Raw genomic sequence first — 15925 nt, forward strand, 5'->3', positions numbered from 1 at the left:
CCGCCTTGCGCGCCGAAGGTTCCGGCAGACGCACGCAGAACCTGCACAGCCCTCACCCAGCAAGGAACGTTTCGCCACGCGCCGGGTTGTCATTTCAGTGCCCGAAGGGCGCGCAGCGACAGCGATGGCAAGGAGGTTTCCATGCCCGCCAAATCGAAAAGTCAGCAGAAGGCTGCAGGCGCAGCCCTCGCCGTGAAACGCGGCGACATCAAGAAAAGCGAACTGAAAGGTGCGTCCAAGGAAATGGCAGAGTCCATGTCCGAGGACGAGCTTGAGGAAATGGCCTCGACCCCGCGCAAGGGAAAGCCGGAAAAGGTCAAGCAGTCCTGACTGGCTGTAATCCCGGCCCGGCCCGAATTTTCAACACCCTGCGCCGCGAGGGCTGCAAGGAGGTCTGATGTCGCTATTTCTGAAAATCCTGGGCGTCCTGATCCTGATTGCGGGGCTCGCGGTATCGTGGTCTCCCATCCCGCTGGGCATTGTGCTTATCCCTGTCGGACTGGGCCTGCTCGTTGCGACATCACAGTCGGTGAGGAACTGGCTGAAACGGCGCCGGGAAAACAATCCCGGTCTCGACCGCTGGCTGCGCAAGTCGGAAGACAAGGTGCCCGAGCGCCTGTCCGAGCCCTTGCGCCGCACCGATGCGGATAATGCCAACCAACAGGAGCCCTAGCGCCGCAGCGAGCGCAAATCCTCTTCAACCGCCCAGAGACGGTCCTGTCCCCAATGGGCGGGCAGGTCGTTCACCCTGAAGCTCGGCACACCCCACAGACCGGCTTCGAGCATTGCCTCGCGATTGGCTTCGGCCCGTGCGCGCCAGCTTTGATCGGTGAGTGCTGCGTCCATCTCTGCGCGGGAGACCCCGGCGCGAAGGCACAGGTGTTCGAGCCCGTCATCGCTGCTTGCATCCACGCCTTCGGCAAAGACGCCCTGCAGGAAGGAGAGGAGGAAGCTGGCGCCCCTTTCGCTCTCAAGCACCGAAAAGAGCACTGCAAGACCGCGATTGACCGGTTCGCCCACCGGATCACACACCTTGCCGAAGGGCAGGCCGAGGCGCTCTGCCTCGCGTTTTGTGTCGCGCAGGATATAGAGCCGCTTGGCAAGCGGCACGGGCAGGCCGCGCATCACCATCGGCAGGACCGGGCGCAGGCGCAGCTTTGCCCCGCTCGCCTCTGCCAGCGCGATAAGGCGGGGCATGGCGATGTAGGTATAGGGGCTGCGCAAGGAGACGAAGGCTTCGATTGTATCCTTGCTGGAGGCTTTCACCTCCAGCGTGACATCGCGCGCTTTGACGAAGCGGGAGCCGCCGCGCCTGATCTTCGCCAGCCGGTCCTCCAGATAGGGCAGCCGGTCGAGCCCCCAATACCATTCCCCCTCAAAGGCGAACATGCCGCCCAGATAATGGCCCCGCCGGGCGCGCAGGCCCTTGGCGAGTGCGGATTTCGCGTCCCCGCTGGCAAGCGGGATGGTGGATGCCTTCCCGGTCTTGAAGGCCCGTTCGATGGCGCTGGAAATGGCTGCGAATACCGTCGCGTCATCTACGCCGGCGAGCGCGCCTTGCGCCCTGGCAAGCAATTCGTCCGACGGTATGTCTGTAAAGCTCGGCTCGATGCCGAGCCCCCGCGCCAGCGTCTGTGCATCACGCAAGGACCACAGCTTCAGCCGCTCGGCATCGGGCGCGGCCGCAGCATCCGGCGGCGGCACGATGCACTGGACAATGCGTGCCCCCCAGACCGTCTCCAGATGCGGCAGGGCACGTGCGGCCAGCGCCGAATACGGGTCATCGACCTGATGGAAATAGTGCACGACGGGGCGCGAGAAATTGAGCCGCCGCCGGGAGGCAGCAAAGCCGCGCTGCACGGCGCGCAAGGCGGGACTGGTGATGATGCGCGGCAGAAGCGTTTTCATCCCTTCACCAGGTCCTGACCGGCCTGCGCCAGTTTCGAAAGATCGGGCAGTGGCGGGATAGACAGGCCCTTCAAGACGGCGGGCCGCTGTTCGAGGCGCGCTTTCCAGTCGAGCAGATGGGTCAGCCCGTCCAGCTGCACCCCTGCCCAGAAATGCGCGAACACCCAGGGGAATGCGGCAATGTCGGCGATGGAATAGGTGTCACCGGCCAGATACGGCGCTTCGGCCAGCCGGCTGTTCATCACCTCATAGAGCCGGCGTGTCTCGCCCTGATAGCGCTCGATGGCGAGCGGGATCTTCTCCGGCAGGTAACGGAAGAAGACGTTTGCCTGGCCCTGCATCGGCCCCAGCCCGCCCACCTGCCAGAACAGCCACTGGATCGCGCGCGAGCGGCCGTCAGCGTCAGTGGGCAGAAGCTTGCCGGTCTTCTCTGCCAGATGGAGGAGGATCGCACCGGATTCGAAGATGACCCTCCCGCCATCGTCAGGATCGACGAGCGTCGGGATGCGGCCATTGGGATTGAGCCTGAGATAGTCAGCCTGCTTCTGGTCACCTTTCTGCAGCTGCAGGACACGCACCGCATAGGGAAGGCCAAGCTCCTCCAGCGCGATGGATATCTTCCAGCCATTTGGCGTGGGCGCGGTGTAAAGTTCCAGCATGGCTCACTCCTCGTACACGGCCAGAATGCCGTGATCGCCCAGCCATTCGCGCACCTTCGCACGATCCGCAGCAGGCAGCGCCGCGATAGCCGCCTGTGTGGCAAGGCGCGTATCCTCGACCGGCTTGCGTGTGATCATGCGCACTTCCTGGCCATTGGCTATGGTGAACCAGGACGATTTTTCTCCCGCCTCCAGTGCTGACCGGTTGGCCGCCATGTACTGGCAGAAGCCGCCGCGCATCAGTGTGAGGAGTCCGCCCAACCCTTCCGGCAAGGCGTCATCGGCCAGCCAGCCCTCGCCCTCGTCACGGCGCTCCCAGGCACGATCCGTCCAGTCCAGTATCGCCGGTGCCTCGCCTTGCACAAAATTGCGCGCATAGTCATCGGCAGCAAAGTGCGCCTTCATGGCACCCAGAAGGCCGAGGTCCGCCATCGAGAGCCGGCGCCCGAAAAGCCCGCCATCCTTGCCAACCAGTGCCGCGCACTGGCGCAGAAACTCGCCGAACTCGGTGCGCAGGCCTTCCTGGTATTCCGGGCCCGCTCCCATCACCGTCATGGCGCGGCGTCCCCATGGCATCACAAAGGCGGCGGTTGCCGATACCGATTCCTCTTCAGCCGGTGTCAGCGGGCGGTCATGCGTGCCCCCGCCCATATCCATCGCGATCTTTCGCGCGCAGATGGCGGCGTCCGCATCATCAATCCAGCGCAGGTGCAGGGCCGCGCGTGTGAACCACTCATCGATCCAGTCATCCATCAGACGGCAGGCAATGTACTGGAACGGGGTTTTGGGAATGACCGTGTGCGCGGGAAAGCGCGCATCCAGAAGCTCGATTATGTAGGTGGAGTCGTGAATGACCCATCCTTCCGGCGTCTCCACAACCGGGATGAGATGGGTGCCGGAGCGCGCCTCGAGCCGGGCGCTTACGTCAGGCGATTTGGGACGGGCGGCATGGTTGATGCGCATATAGCGAAAGGCCGCCTCCACCTTGCGGGTGAAATAGGACGGATCCGCCCCGTAAACTGTGTACTGGCCCGGCATCATGATGGCTTTCCTCCCCTTATGTCGTTGACTGTCCGGCAGGCCGCAGCGCGCCATGTTTGAGAACGGTGACAAGCACGTCGGCATAACGCTCGGCAATGGCGGGATTTGAAAGATCGAGCCCGGCAAGCGCGCGCGCATTCGCGCTCTGCGCAAACGGTCCGATCGCGGCATTCGTAGAGAGCATGAAGAGGAAGTGGGCATCGGGCACATGGGCCCGGCCGGCCTCCTTCATCTGGTAGAACGGCTCCAGTGTGAATGCATAGGCCGGGCGCAGATGGCGTTCCACCAAGGTCTCGTAGCGTTCACCGCCCGCCAGTCCGGCCTGCATCACAAAACCGGCCAGCCAGGGAATGCGTGAGGCTGTGCGTACCGTGGCGCGCACCTGCGCCTCCATGCGCGCTTCGGGATCGTTCAGGTCCACCTGACCCAGCGCCTCGGCCATGGCCGCATTCATCTGTCCGAACAGGTCGGCCGCAGCGGCATCCCACAGATCATCCTTGCTGCCGAAGAAATGCCGGATCACCGCGTGGGAGAGGCCCGCATCACCTGCAATGTCGCGCAAGGATGCGCCTTCAAACCCGCGCCGGGCAAACTGCGCCGCCGCCGCATCCAGAATGCGCCGCCTCTGCTCCTCAGGGGCGATCTTTACCGGCCGGCCAGGCCGGCGCGGCTTTCGGTCCAGAGAAGCGGACAAGCGGGCCATGACGATTTTCGCTTTTGCGTTGGACAGGTCGGGATATTAATTTTACAGTTGTATATTAACGAGCCTGCCCGGAGTGGCAAGCCGCAAACAAGGGGAGGGCAGACGGCCATGTCTTCAGGGCTCGTCCGCGGATTGCTGATAGCGGCTGGTGCACTCGTCGTGCTGGGCGTCTCGGCCTTCTGGGCTTTTGACCGCTACTTCATCTATCTGCCGGGCCTGGTGCAGGACATCCGCAACCCGATCGGCCCTTCGAGAGACGTGGACTGGCAGGCAGGGCCGGCCGAGGCTCCGGCAGGCGAACAGCCGCCCAACATCATTCTCATCGTGGCCGATGATCTGGGCTGGAACGACCTGACCCTGCATGGCGGTGTGGCGGGTGGCAGCGTGCCGACGCCCAATATCGACCGCCTTGCCCGCAGCGGCGTGCAGCTGACCAATGCCTATGCCGCCAGCGGCACCTGTGCGCCCTCGCGCGCTGCCCTGATGACAGGACGCTATCCTACCCGCACAGGGTTCGAGTTCACCCCTACCCCGCCCGGCATGACGCAGGTCGTCCGCCATGTAGAGCGCGGACGCGCGGACCGCCGGCCCTTCCTGATGCGCGACGCGCAAGGCGATATGCCCGCCTTTGCCGATATGGGCCTGCCAACAGAGGAGGTGACGCTGGCCGAGATGCTGTCGGATGCGGGCTACCACACCGTGCATGTCGGCAAGTGGCATCTGGGTAATACGAACGGCTCTGATCCGCTGAGCCAGGGCTTCGACGAGAGTCTGGAACTGGCGGGCCTGCTCTATGCGCCGGCTGGCTCCCCCGGCGTCGTGGAAGCACGCCAGGATTTCGACCCGATCGATCAGGTCTACTGGGCCATCGGGCGCGCCGCCGTGACGCACAACAATTCGGCGCGCTTCGAGCCCGACGGCTACCTTACCGACTACTTCACCCGCGAGGCGGTGGAGGTCATTGGCGCGAACCGCAACCGGCCCTTCTTCCTCTACCTCGCCCATTGGGCGCCGCATTCGCCCTTGCAGGCTGACCGCGCAGACTATGACGCGCTTGCCCATATCGAGGACCATCCCTTGCGCGTATATGGCGCCATGATCCGCTCGCTGGATCGCGGTATCGGCGCCGTGCTCGACGCGCTGGAAGACAATGGCATCGCGGACAACACGATCATCGTCTTCACCTCCGATAATGGGGGTGCGCACTATATCGGCCTGCCCGGTATCAATGCGCCCTATCGCGGCTGGAAGGCGACCTTCTTCGGCGGCGGCATCCGCGTGCCAACCTTTGTCAGCTGGCCTGGCGTTATCGAACCGGGCACGCAAATGACCGGACTTTCCCAGCATATCGACATTGCCCCGACGCTGGCTGCCATCGGGGGCGCAAGCCTGCCTGCCGAGCCACCAATGGACGGTCGAGACCTGACCGCCTTTCTGACCGGCGAGGCGAGCGGCGACCCCCATGAAACCCTTTTCTGGCGCAGCGGGCACTATCAGGCCGTCATCCATCAGGGCTGGAAACTGCAGGTTGCGCAGCGGCCCGACCGGGTGTGGCTGTTCGACCTAGCCAATGACCCTGAAGAACGCCGTGACCTCTCGGCAGAAGAGCTCGAGCGCGTTGCGGACCTGCTCGCGCTGCTGGAGGCGCACAACGCCACTCTGGCCGAACCCTTATGGCCATCCATCGCCGAAATGCCGGTCGGCATCGACCAGCCGCTGGGCGAGGAGGAGAGCGAGGAGGACGAATATGTCTACTGGCCTAACTAGCCGCTGGCTGGCGACGCTGTTTCTGGGGCTGGCGCTGGCCGCCCCGGCAGCAGCAGACGACCGCCCCAACATCCTCCTGATCATTCTTGATGATATCGGCATGACGGATCTAGGCGCCTATGGCAGCGAGATCGCCACACCGAACATGGATGCGCTCGCCGAACGGGGGGCGCAGTTCACCAATTTCCATGTAGCCCCGACCTGCGCGCCGACCCGTGCCATGCTGATGACCGGCACGGACAGCCACCGCACCGGTATCCCGACGCTGGAACACATGGTCATCCCCGAATATCAGGGCCAGTTCGGCCATGAGGGCGAGCTCAACACCGCGGTTGCGACGATTGCCGAGCATCTGGCTGCGGCAGGCTATCAATCCTTCATCGCGGGGAAATGGCATCTGGGCCGCTCTGAGACAGCTCTTCCTGCCGCACGCGGATTTGACCGCAGCTTCATCCTGGATTCCTCCGGTGCGGACAATTGGGAGTACCAGCCCTACCTGCCGCACTATACGCGGGCCGAATGGTGGGAGGATTCCACCCCCGTGGAGTCCCTGCCCGAGGACTTCTACTCCTCGCAATTCCTCACCGACCGGCTTCTGAATTACATCGATGAGGGAGATACCGGGAGGCCTTTCCTCGCCGTCCTGTCCTTGCAGGCAAACCATATCCCGTTGCAGGCACCGCGCGAATTCGTCGAGCGCTATGACGGTGTCTACGACGCTGGCTGGGACGCCTTGCGTGAAGCCCGCCTGCAGGCCGCGATAGAGCGGGGTCTTGTGGAACCGGGGACCGAGCTCGCGCCTCCTCCGCCGGGCCTGCGCGACTGGGACAGTCTTTCAGACAATGAGCGCGCCTTCGTCATTGCATCGCGCGAAGTGGCCGCCGGCATGCTGGAAGCTGCCGACCACCATGTCGGCCGGCTTCTGGACAGCCTCGACGCGCAAGGCAGGCTGGAGAACACCATCGTCATCGTGCTCTCCGACAACGGGCCTGAATACAACCGTCCGACAGACAACTGGGCGTTTGACTTGTGGCTGGCCATGCAGGGCTATTCGCGCGATGTCGAGACGCTCGGCGAGGAAGGCACCTATGCCTTTATAGGCCCGGAATGGGCGCTGGCCTCTGCCTCGCCCTTCTCGCTCTTCAAGTTCCACGCAGGTGAAGGCGGGGTACGCGTGCCCCTGCTGATTTCGGGACCGGGCGTGGAAGCACGCGGCCTTGTCTCCGGCTTCAGCTTCGTCACCGACATTGCGCCCACCTTGCTGGAACTCGCGGGCGCTCAGCCGCTGGAAGGGCGTGAGCCGATAACGGGCCGTTCGCTCCTGCCAGTCCTGAGTGGCAACGTTCAAGGCGTCTATGGCGATGACGAGGCAATCGGCCTCGAAATGTCGGGCATGTCGGCGCTCTGGCGCGGTGACTGGAAGATTGCGCGCAGCATGGCGCCCCATGGCGATGGGCGCTGGCGCCTGTTCAACCTCGCAGACGATCCCGGCGAGGCTCGCGACCTGTCAGAGGCCGAGCCGGAAATTTTCGCCTCCATGCTGGAAGCCTATGCCGCCTACGAGGCGCGCGTAGGTGTGATCCCGGTGCCGGACGATTTCAATGCGGCAGAACGCATTGCTGCGCTCGGCTGGCAGGCCTTCCTGCGCCAGAACAGGCCTGTTTTCATAGGCGCGGGCCTTCTCCTTCTGGCCTTGCTGGCTGGCGGCGTCCTGCTGCTCGCCAATCGGAGACGCTGATCACGTCCCTTCCTGTGGTGGCGGCCCATGCCAGACGGTGCGAAAGCCCAGATGCTCGGTTGAAAAACGTTCATCGCCCGGCTGGCGCGCTGCCGGGCGATAGCGGTGGCAATAGCTGTCCGAGCACAGGAAAGACCCGCCCTTGATCACGCGAAAGCCGGGTTGCTCCCATCGGTCAGTCGTCCATTCCCAGACATTGCCCGCCATGTCGTAAAGACCGTAGCCATTGGGGGCATAGCAACCGACAGGCGCGCGGCCTGCATGGCCATCCGCGCCGGAATCCTCCACCGGAAATATCCCCTGCCAGTGATTGGCCTGATATTCGCCGCCGGGGCGCACCTCATCACCCCAGACATAGGGTGCGCCGGAGAGGCCACCGCGTGCCGCCCACTCCCATTGCGCCTCGCCGGGGAGGTCGTGACCACGCCAGCGCGCATAGGCCAGCGCATCTTCATACGCGATCTGCACGACTGGCAGTGTGCTTTGCGAGATGCCGCCAGTTTCGCGCCCTTGCGGACGGCGCCAGCTCGCGCGCGGCTCGAAGCGCCACCAAGTGCGGATATCCGACCAGTCGCGCACCTGCACGCCCGGCCCAAACACGCCGCCACCGCCTGCATTCTCGCCCTCGCGTTCGGCGAGCGTCACATAGCCCGTGGCAGCGACGAAGGCGGCGAACTCGCCTTCGGTCACCTCATGTGTGCTCATCCAGAAGCCTTCGACCTGCGCGGTACGCAAGGGACGCTCCTCGGCAAAGAACTGCTCAGAGCCCAGCTCGACAATCCCCGCCGGGATCCACACCATGCCGGCCTCCGGGCGGGACGGATCGGCGACAGGCGGGACAAGACAGACGCCCGCAACGGGCGCCGGACTGCAACTCACCATCAGCAGGGCTGCAACACTGAAGGCTGCCGGTGACAGCGATCTGATAACGGGACCGGTCATTGGCTGTTCCTCGTCTCCACCCTCAAGCCATAGACATTCTTTCGCATTCGCGCACGCACCATTCAGCATACCTATAGCGCCAATCAGTATAATCGATTTAATTTTTCCCCGATGCCTTGATACATCTAGCCTGTCGGGGCGCTGGGCACGCCCCTCTTGCGCTGCGCGTCTGCCCCCTTGAACGCGCCAATCAGATGGGAGAATCCGATGGACGGAAATGATGCGAAGATGACGGGCAAATGCCCGGTCATGCACGGCGGCAATACCAGCTATAACACGCACCCCACCCGCTGGTGGCCGAACATGCTCAACCTGGACATCCTGCACCAGCATGGTGCCCGCGCGAACCCGATGGATGTCGACTACAACCATCGCGAGGCGGTGAAGAAGCTCGACTTCCAGGGTGTCTGGAACGATGTCGATGCGCTCCTGACCGACAGCCAGGATTGGTGGCCGGCTGACTGGGGCCATTATGGCGGCCTCTTCATCCGCCTGTCCTGGCACGCGGCTGGCTCCTACCGTCTGGGCGATGGCCGCGGCGGCGCGGGCTCGGGCAATATCCGCTTCGAACCGCTCAACTCCTGGCCGGACAATGCCAGCCTGGAAAAAGCGCGCCGCCTGCTCTGGCCGGTGAAGAAGAAGTACGGCAACGCCCTGTCCTGGGCAGACCTGCTCGCGCTCGCCGGCACGGTCGCCTACGCAAACATGGGCCTGAAAGTTTACGGCTTTGCCTTCGGCCGCGAAGACATCTGGGCTCCGGAAATCGACATCAACTGGGGTAGCGACAGCGCAATCCTCGCGCCGTCCGACGAGCGTGTGTCGTCCATCGACGACGCCAACACCATGCTCAACCCGCTGGCTGCCTCCCACATGGGCCTGATCTATGTGAACCCGGAAGGCGTGAACGGCAATCCGAACCCGGCAGAGACCGCCAAGTTCGTGCGCGCCACCTTCGCCCGCATGGCCATGAATGACGAGGAAACCGCTGCGCTGACCGTCGGCGGCCACACCGTCGGCAAGGCCCATGGCGGCACGATGGCTGACCGTATCGGCGCCGACCCTGCCTCCAGCGACCTGCAGCTTGCCGGCCTTGGCTGGGACAATCCGGGCTTTGACGGCAAGGCGAACACCGCCCACACCTCCGGCCTGGAAGGCGCCTGGACGACCAACCCGACCAAGTGGGACATGGGCTATCTCGACCTGCTCTTCAAATACGAATGGGAAGTGAAGAAGTCCCGCGCCGGTGCCTGGCAATGGGAGCCGATCAATATCGCCGAGGAAGACAAATTCCCCGACGCATCCGATCCCTCGATCAAGCACAATCCGATCATGACGGATGCCGACATGGCGATGAAGGTCGACCCGACCTATCGCGCCATCTGCGAGCGCTTCCACAAGGACCCCGACTATTTCGCCGACACCTTCGCCCGCGCCTGGTTCAAGCTGACCCACCGCGACATGGGCCCGAAGGCGAACTATTACGGCCCGTTCGTGCCGGACGAGGACCTCATCTGGCAGGACCCGGTGCCGCAAGGCCCGACCGGCTATGACGTGGAAAAGGTCAAGGCGAAGATTGCCGCCAGCGGCCTGAGCGTTGCCGAGATGGTCAACACCGCCTGGGACAGCGCCCGCACCTATCGCGGTTCGGACAAGCGCGGCGGTGCCAATGGCGCCCGCATCCGCCTTGCCCCGCAAAAGGACTGGGAAGGCAATGAGCCGGCCCGCCTCGCCAAGGTGCTCTCGGTTCTCGAACCGATCGCCAAGGAAGCCGGCGCCAGCATCGCCGACGTGATCGTGCTGGCCGGCAATGTCGGTATCGAGAAGGCTGCCAAGGCTGGCGGCTATGACGTGAAGGTGCCGTTCGCGCCGGGCCGCGGCGACGCCACGGCCGAACAGACTGACGGCGACAGCTTTGAATCGCTCGAACCGTTTGCCGACGGTTTCCGCAACTGGATCCGCAGCGACTATGACACGAAGCCGGAAGAGGTTCTCCTCGACCGCGCCCAGCTCATGGGCCTGACCGGACCGGAAATGACGGTTCTGGTGGGCGGCCTGCGGGTCATCGGCGCCAACCATGGCGGCACCAAGCACGGCGTCTTCACCAACAAGGAAGGCGCTCTGTCGACGGACTTCTTCGTGAACCTGACCGACATGGGCAACAAGTGGGAGCCGAAAGGCAAGAACCTGTACGAGATCGTCGACCGCAAGACCGGCAAGACCCGCTGGACCGCTACGCGCGCTGACCTTGTCTTCGGTTCGAACGCGATCCTTCGCGCCTACTCCGAAGTCTATGCCCAGGACGACAACAAGGCGAAGTTCGTTCGCGACTTCGTTGCCGCCTGGACCAAGGTGATGAACGCCGACCGGTTCGACCTCGCCGCCTAGGCAAGGTTCAACCCTGACTGACGTGAAGCGCCCGGATGCACCCTGCATCCGGGCGTTTTCATGTGCCGATTGAGGCTTGATCCGATAGCGCGCGCCGTTAGCGTCATGCGCCGGACCCCAAAACCTCCCCTTCCCTTCCTGGAGCTAAGATTCATGGCATTCCCGAAGACAGGCCGCACGGCCGAGTCCCTGCTGGCTGAACTCGAAGCGCGCAAAGGTAATGACGTGCGCTGGAAAGAGGGGCGCGTCTTTGCCTATGTCTATGACGCCGGCCCCGAAGCCATGGAAACCGTGAAGCAGGCCTATGGCTCCTTTCTGACCGAGAACGGCCTCGACCCAACCTCCTTCCCGTCCTGTCTGGAGCTGGAACGCGACGTCATCGCCATGGCACTCGACCTGCAAAATGCACCGCCCGGCGCCAAAGGCAGCTTCACCACCGGCGGTACAGAAAGCATCCTGCTCTCCGTGAAGACGGCGCGAGACCATGCCCGCGCAACCAAGCCCCACATCACCGCGCCAGAGCTCGTCCTGCCGGAAACCGCGCACCCGGCTTTTTACAAGGCCTGCAAGTATTTCGACGTGAAGCCGGTCGTCACGCCGGTCGATCCCGAAACCTTCACTGCCATGCCCGATGCCATGGAGAAGGCCATCACCGACCAGACCGTGATGCTGGTCGCCTCCGCGCCGTCCTATGCACACGGCGTCGTGGATCCCATCGCCGATATTGGCCAGATCGCCCTGAAGGCGGGTTTGCTCTTTCACGTCGATTGCTGCGTCGGCGGGATGTACCTGCCCTTCGCGCGCAAGCTCGGCGCCGACATTCCCGATTTCGACCTCTCCACGCCCGGCGTGACCCAGATGTCGCTCGACTTCCACAAATGGGGCTATGCAGCCAAGGGCGCATCCTGCGTGCTCTACACCGATGGCGAGCTCAGAAAGCACCAGATTTTCGCCTGGTCGGGCTGGACCGGCTACACGATCGTGAACCCCACCATGCAGTCTGGCCGTTCAGGCGGTCCCATCGCCGGTGCGTGGGCAGCGCTGAATTTCATCGGCGAGGAAGGTTATCTGCGCTTTGCCAAAGTCACCCAGGAAGGCGCGCGCAAGATCTGCGACGCGGTGCGCGAGATCGAGGGCCTGAAACTTCTCGGCAATCCGCCGGGCAATGTGCTCGCCTTTGCCGCCGAGGATTTCGACATCTTCGCCCTGTCTGACGCGATGAAGGCCAAGGGCTGGTATCTCCAGCCCCAGTTCGGCTTCGGCCCGTCTCCGGCAAATCTGCACATCTCGGTCGGTTTCGTGAATGCGCCGAATGTCGATGCCATGCTGGAGGATTTGCGCGCCGAGACAGCCCGTCTGCGTGCCGATCCTGCCTACCGCACTGCGCCCCACAAACCCGAAGACATCAGCGCGATTGCCGGCATGGACCCGGCAGAGCTGCTTGATTCCATGAGCGGTGTCTTCGCCGCGCGCGCCGGGGGACCGGGCGCGGAAATGCGCCCCATCAATACGCTGATGGATGCCCTGCCGCACACCGCGCGCGACCGTATCCTGACCGAGTATATCAACCGGCTCTACGCCAAGCCGCGCGCCTGATTCAGACCTGAAAGGCAAATCATGTCACGGCCCAAGGACGACCCCGAGACGCGTCTGCCCGGCACGCCCGGTGCTCTTGCACGCTATTGCCTGCAGGCGCTTGAAGGCGGCTGGGGAGAAGACTGGGACTCGCCCTTGCGCAACCCGGTTGGCGACCTTGCCAGCGAGCTTTTCTCCGGCCTGCACCGCGGTGCGGTATCGGTCGAGGGGATAGGCGCTCTCGTTCGTGAACTTGCCGATGCAGGCCTCGCCCGCCGGGCAGAGGCCCTTCGCGAATTGCACGCACCGGGACTTTCAGGCGCCGCCGAGACCGCCCTGAAAGACCGTCTGGACACGCTGGCGGCGAAAGGGTTTGACGCCTTCAGCGACGCGGTCGGACGTTGCCGGGCGGGCATTGTCTTTACCGCCCACCCGACTTTTGCCCTGTCCAGGGCGTTGCGCGGAGCGCTGGTCGATGCGGCGCTGAACGGCGATGTGCCTGAAACCGGCGGTCTCACCCATGGCCCTGACGATGACATCTCGCTCCTGACCGAACATGGCGAGGTGAAAGACGCGATCGAGCGGGCACGAACCGCTCTTGCGCGCCTCGACGCCCTCATTCTTGAAACCGCGCGCTCCCATTTTCCTGAAAAGTGGCAGGCCTTGCAGCCGCGGCTGATCTCTCTGGCAAGCTGGGTCGGCTATGATCTTGATGGCCGCACCGACATTCACTGGGGCCGGTCCATCGCCTTCCGCCTCGAGGAAAAGGCAATCCAGCTGGAGCGCTATGCCCGGCTGGCCGCTGAAGCAGGCCTTCCTGAACTTGGCGAGCGTCTTGCCCGGGCCGCCAGCCTTTCACGCAGTCACGCCGCGCTTTTCGAGACCGATCTGGAAGTGCCCGCCAGCGTGGTGAAAGCCGCCAATGCCCTGACGGCACCGCACGCCGACCGTCTGGTCTCGGTGACGCCGCTGCTGGAAGAGCTGGGCGAGGCTCTGGAAACGGCCAGCGGTGAGAACGCGTTGAAACTGGCTTCCTTGCGCGCAGAGATGGCTTCAGCCGGGCTTGGCGCCGCACACATTCATCTGCGCATCAATGCGGCGCAGCTAAAAAGCGCCGTGAGGGCCGATCTCGGCCTAGAGGAAGAGGAAGAAGATTTCGGGCGCCTCGCCCTGGCCCGTGCGGCCGAGCGCGCTCAGAGCGCGGCCCTGCACGATGTCAGCTTCGCTTCGGTCTTCCTTGAACAGATGACCGCGCGGCGTCAGTTCATGATGTGCGCGCAATTCCTGAAGCATATCGATGCGGACACCCCGATCCGCTTCCTGCTGGCGGAGTGCGAGACACCCGCAACGGTGATGGGCGCCGTCTATCTTGCCCGCCTCTACGGTGTGGCGGAGAAGGTCGACATTTCGCCCCTGTTCGAGACGCCTGACGCACTGGAACGCGGTGGACGCCTCATGGACCGCCTCATCAGCGAGCCCGCCTATCGCGACTATGTCGAGGCGCGCGGACGCATCACCATCCAGCTCGGTTTCTCCGATGCAGGCCGCTTCATGGGCCAGGCGGCAGCTGAGCTCGCCATCGAGCGCCTGCATATACTCGTGGCCCGGGCGCTCGCCCGCCATGATGTGCGCAATATCGAGCTTGTGGTGTTCAACACGCACGGCGAGTCGATGGGGCGGGGTGCACATCCCGGATCACTGGCTGACCGGCTGGACCATTTGCTGACCCCCTGGGCGCGCTCGCGCTTCAAGGCGGCTGGCGTGCCGCTGATCCACGAGACGAGCTATCAGGGCGGTGACGGTTTCGTGCATTTCGCCCGTCAGGAACTGGCCAACTCCGTCGTCATGCAGACGGCGGTGCACGCGCTAGACATTCCTGACGGCAATAGCGCCGACCCCTTCTATGCCGAGATCGACTACACCTGGGATGTCTATCGCGCCCTGAAAAGCTGGCAGGAAGACCTGTTTGAAAACCCCGATTACCGCAATGCGATAACGGCCTTTGCGCCAAACCTTCTGGTCAAGTCCGGATCACGAAAAGCCAAGCGCCCCGGCGGACCCGGCCAGTCGCTCGACCTGTCGATGCTGCGCGCCATTCCGCACAATGCCGCCCTGCAACAGCTGGCCATTCCGGCCAATGTGTCTGGCGGCATCGGCGCATCAATCCATTCAGAGCCGGAGCGCATGGCAACGCTGATCGCCCGCTCGCCTCGCATGGAGCGCCTGATCGCCATGGTGATGCGGGCCCGCACGCTGACAAGCCTGAGCGCCTTGCGGGGCTATGCCCGCCTGTACGATGCCAGCGAGTGGACGGGGCGGGCGGCCTGGGCACGGTCACCGGCCATGCAGCGGGCCTTCCTCGACCTGTCGGCACGTCTTGCCGATCAGTCGCGCCATACCGCTCTGGTGCGTCTGGCCAATCATCTCTCGGCCGACCTGATGAGCTTTGACCAGCTTGTCGCCTCGACCAGCTGGCGCGAAGACCCCGACCGGCAGGCGGTTGAGGCGCTTCACGCAGTGCGTCAGGCGCTGATCATGCAGGCCTTTCTGATCATTTCACGCCTGCCGGGCTTCTCGCCGCGTCATGATCTGACACGGGGGGACATCATTGATCTGGTGCTGGCCTTGCGCATTCCGGAAGCCGTCAGTGCGCTGGACGAGATTTTCCCCGAGGCAAGCGAGGCACTCGGCGCGCTCGACGCCATCGAGGAGCCCAGCACGACCGACTCGCCGGCCTTGAGGGGGTATCCGGAGATTCAGGCCCGGATCATCCGTCCGCTGGAGCAGCTCTATCCGCTGATCACGCAGGTGAGCGTGGCGATCAGCCATTATCACCGGGCCATAGGCTAGATCGCGTCAGCGTCCCTCGGACTCGATACGCAGGGTCTCATCGCCAAGATTGATCTCCAGCGTCTGGGTCTGGCTGTCGCGCCACAGCGCATAGCCCACTGCACCGACCAGGATCAGCACAACGGCAACACCGGCATAAACAAGTTTCTGGTTGGAACGCATGGCGTTTCTCCTCTTTCACTGCCCCGCCACAGGGAGGCTCGATGGAGAAAACGCCTGTAAACGCGGGCGGTTCCTGCCTGCCGGACAAGGCAAAGGGCCGGAGTGGTGGCTCCGGCCCTCTGCTCCTCACGCAAGCAGGACCGGCTTACCAGCCCCAGCTCACGCCCGCACGGCCAGCCACCTGGCCAGTGCGGA

General features: G+C 64.0%; 13 protein-coding genes. 7 read left to right on the forward strand and 6 right to left on the reverse strand.

All coding sequences use genetic code 11. The features are described from left to right. Positions 1-141 precede the first annotated feature (141 nt). Complete coding sequence (locus tag ACTS2Z_RS12780; protein ID WP_442573594.1) at positions 142-330, forward strand: DUF3008 family protein; 189 nt, start codon at positions 142-144, stop codon at positions 328-330. A gap of 67 nt (positions 331-397) precedes the next feature. Beyond that, positions 398-673, forward strand: a complete 276-nt coding sequence (locus ACTS2Z_RS12785) for a hypothetical protein (RefSeq protein WP_442573595.1) — start codon at positions 398-400, stop codon at positions 671-673. Here ACTS2Z_RS12785 and ACTS2Z_RS12790 read toward each other — a convergent pair. From ACTS2Z_RS12790 to ACTS2Z_RS12805, 4 genes are read right to left on the reverse strand one after another with little or no spacing between them, the layout of a single operon-like run. After that, complete coding sequence (locus tag ACTS2Z_RS12790; protein WP_442573596.1) at positions 670-1908, reverse strand: DsbA family protein; 1239 nt, start codon at positions 1906-1908, stop codon at positions 670-672. The two genes, ACTS2Z_RS12785 and ACTS2Z_RS12790, sit on opposite strands and share 4 nt — an antisense overlap. Continuing rightward, positions 1905-2567 (reverse strand): glutathione S-transferase family protein, encoded by a 663-nt coding sequence (locus tag ACTS2Z_RS12795; protein ID WP_442573597.1) that lies wholly within the window; start codon positions 2565-2567, stop codon positions 1905-1907. The genes ACTS2Z_RS12790 and ACTS2Z_RS12795 overlap by 4 nt, the downstream gene beginning before the upstream one ends. 3 nt (positions 2568-2570) lie before the next feature. Then, positions 2571-3608: a glutathione S-transferase N-terminal domain-containing protein gene (locus ACTS2Z_RS12800; RefSeq protein WP_442573598.1), complete on the reverse strand. Its 1038-nt coding sequence runs from the start codon at positions 3606-3608 to the stop codon at positions 2571-2573. Positions 3609-3624: 16 nt separating this feature from the next. Further along, positions 3625-4311 (reverse strand): TetR/AcrR family transcriptional regulator, encoded by a 687-nt coding sequence (locus ACTS2Z_RS12805; protein ID WP_442573599.1) that lies wholly within the window; start codon positions 4309-4311, stop codon positions 3625-3627. A 108-nt stretch (positions 4312-4419) separates the two neighbouring features. Between ACTS2Z_RS12805 and ACTS2Z_RS12810 the strand changes: the two genes are divergently transcribed. After that, a complete protein-coding gene (locus tag ACTS2Z_RS12810; protein WP_442573600.1) occupies positions 4420-6078 on the forward strand; it encodes a sulfatase in 1659 nt (552 codons plus the stop codon). Then, a complete protein-coding gene (locus tag ACTS2Z_RS12815) occupies positions 6059-7816 on the forward strand; it encodes a sulfatase-like hydrolase/transferase (RefSeq protein ID WP_442573601.1) in 1758 nt (585 codons plus the stop codon). The genes ACTS2Z_RS12810 and ACTS2Z_RS12815 overlap by 20 nt, the downstream gene beginning before the upstream one ends. Here ACTS2Z_RS12815 and ACTS2Z_RS12820 read toward each other — a convergent pair whose 3' ends face one another. Continuing rightward, on the reverse strand, positions 7817-8758 hold the full coding sequence (locus ACTS2Z_RS12820) for a formylglycine-generating enzyme family protein (protein ID WP_442573602.1): 942 nt from the start codon (positions 8756-8758) through the stop codon (positions 7817-7819). A 207-nt stretch (positions 8759-8965) separates the two neighbouring features. Between ACTS2Z_RS12820 and katG the strand changes: the two genes are divergently transcribed. From katG to ACTS2Z_RS12835, 3 genes are all read left to right on the forward strand, one after another. After that, entirely contained in the window at positions 8966-11143 is a 2178-nt protein-coding gene (katG, locus tag ACTS2Z_RS12825) for a catalase/peroxidase HPI (RefSeq protein ID WP_442573603.1), read from the forward strand. Positions 11144-11296: 153 nt separating this feature from the next. Continuing rightward, positions 11297-12739 carry a pyridoxal phosphate-dependent decarboxylase family protein gene (locus tag ACTS2Z_RS12830; protein ID WP_442573604.1) on the forward strand — a complete coding sequence of 481 codons (1443 nt, stop codon included), beginning with the start codon at positions 11297-11299 and terminating at the stop codon, positions 12737-12739. Positions 12740-12760: 21 nt separating this feature from the next. Next, positions 12761-15568 (forward strand): phosphoenolpyruvate carboxylase, encoded by a 2808-nt coding sequence (locus tag ACTS2Z_RS12835; protein ID WP_442573605.1) that lies wholly within the window; start codon positions 12761-12763, stop codon positions 15566-15568. A gap of 6 nt (positions 15569-15574) precedes the next feature. On the opposite strand, the gene ACTS2Z_RS12840 is transcribed toward ACTS2Z_RS12835, so the two are convergent. Beyond that, positions 15575-15730 (reverse strand): hypothetical protein, encoded by a 156-nt coding sequence (locus ACTS2Z_RS12840; protein WP_442573606.1) that lies wholly within the window; start codon positions 15728-15730, stop codon positions 15575-15577. Between the last annotated feature and the right edge of the window lie 195 nt (positions 15731-15925).

The sequence above is a fragment of the Glycocaulis sp. genome (assembly GCF_052168375.1).
Lineage (GTDB): Bacteria > Pseudomonadota > Alphaproteobacteria > Caulobacterales > Maricaulaceae > Glycocaulis.

What these genes read in the sequence shown, in the direction of transcription:
- ACTS2Z_RS12780 (WP_442573594.1), top strand. Translation starts at nt 142, where the DNA reads ATGCCCGCCAAATCGAAAAGTCAGCAGAAGGCTGCAGGCGCAGCCCTC.
- ACTS2Z_RS12785 (WP_442573595.1), top strand. Translation starts at nt 398, where the DNA reads ATGTCGCTATTTCTGAAAATCCTGGGCGTCCTGATCCTGATTGCGGGG.
- ACTS2Z_RS12790 (WP_442573596.1), bottom strand. Translation starts at nt 1,908, where the DNA reads ATGAAAACGCTTCTGCCGCGCATCATCACCAGTCCCGCCTTGCGCGCC.
- ACTS2Z_RS12795 (WP_442573597.1), bottom strand. Translation starts at nt 2,567, where the DNA reads ATGCTGGAACTTTACACCGCGCCCACGCCAAATGGCTGGAAGATATCC.
- ACTS2Z_RS12800 (WP_442573598.1), bottom strand. Translation starts at nt 3,608, where the DNA reads ATGATGCCGGGCCAGTACACAGTTTACGGGGCGGATCCGTCCTATTTC.
- ACTS2Z_RS12805 (WP_442573599.1), bottom strand. Translation starts at nt 4,311, where the DNA reads ATGGCCCGCTTGTCCGCTTCTCTGGACCGAAAGCCGCGCCGGCCTGGC.
- ACTS2Z_RS12810 (WP_442573600.1), top strand. Translation starts at nt 4,420, where the DNA reads ATGTCTTCAGGGCTCGTCCGCGGATTGCTGATAGCGGCTGGTGCACTC.
- ACTS2Z_RS12815 (WP_442573601.1), top strand. Translation starts at nt 6,059, where the DNA reads ATGTCTACTGGCCTAACTAGCCGCTGGCTGGCGACGCTGTTTCTGGGG.
- ACTS2Z_RS12820 (WP_442573602.1), bottom strand. Translation starts at nt 8,758, where the DNA reads ATGACCGGTCCCGTTATCAGATCGCTGTCACCGGCAGCCTTCAGTGTT.
- katG (WP_442573603.1), top strand. Translation starts at nt 8,966, where the DNA reads ATGGACGGAAATGATGCGAAGATGACGGGCAAATGCCCGGTCATGCAC.
- ACTS2Z_RS12830 (WP_442573604.1), top strand. Translation starts at nt 11,297, where the DNA reads ATGGCATTCCCGAAGACAGGCCGCACGGCCGAGTCCCTGCTGGCTGAA.
- ACTS2Z_RS12835 (WP_442573605.1), top strand. Translation starts at nt 12,761, where the DNA reads ATGTCACGGCCCAAGGACGACCCCGAGACGCGTCTGCCCGGCACGCCC.
- ACTS2Z_RS12840 (WP_442573606.1), bottom strand. Translation starts at nt 15,730, where the DNA reads ATGCGTTCCAACCAGAAACTTGTTTATGCCGGTGTTGCCGTTGTGCTG.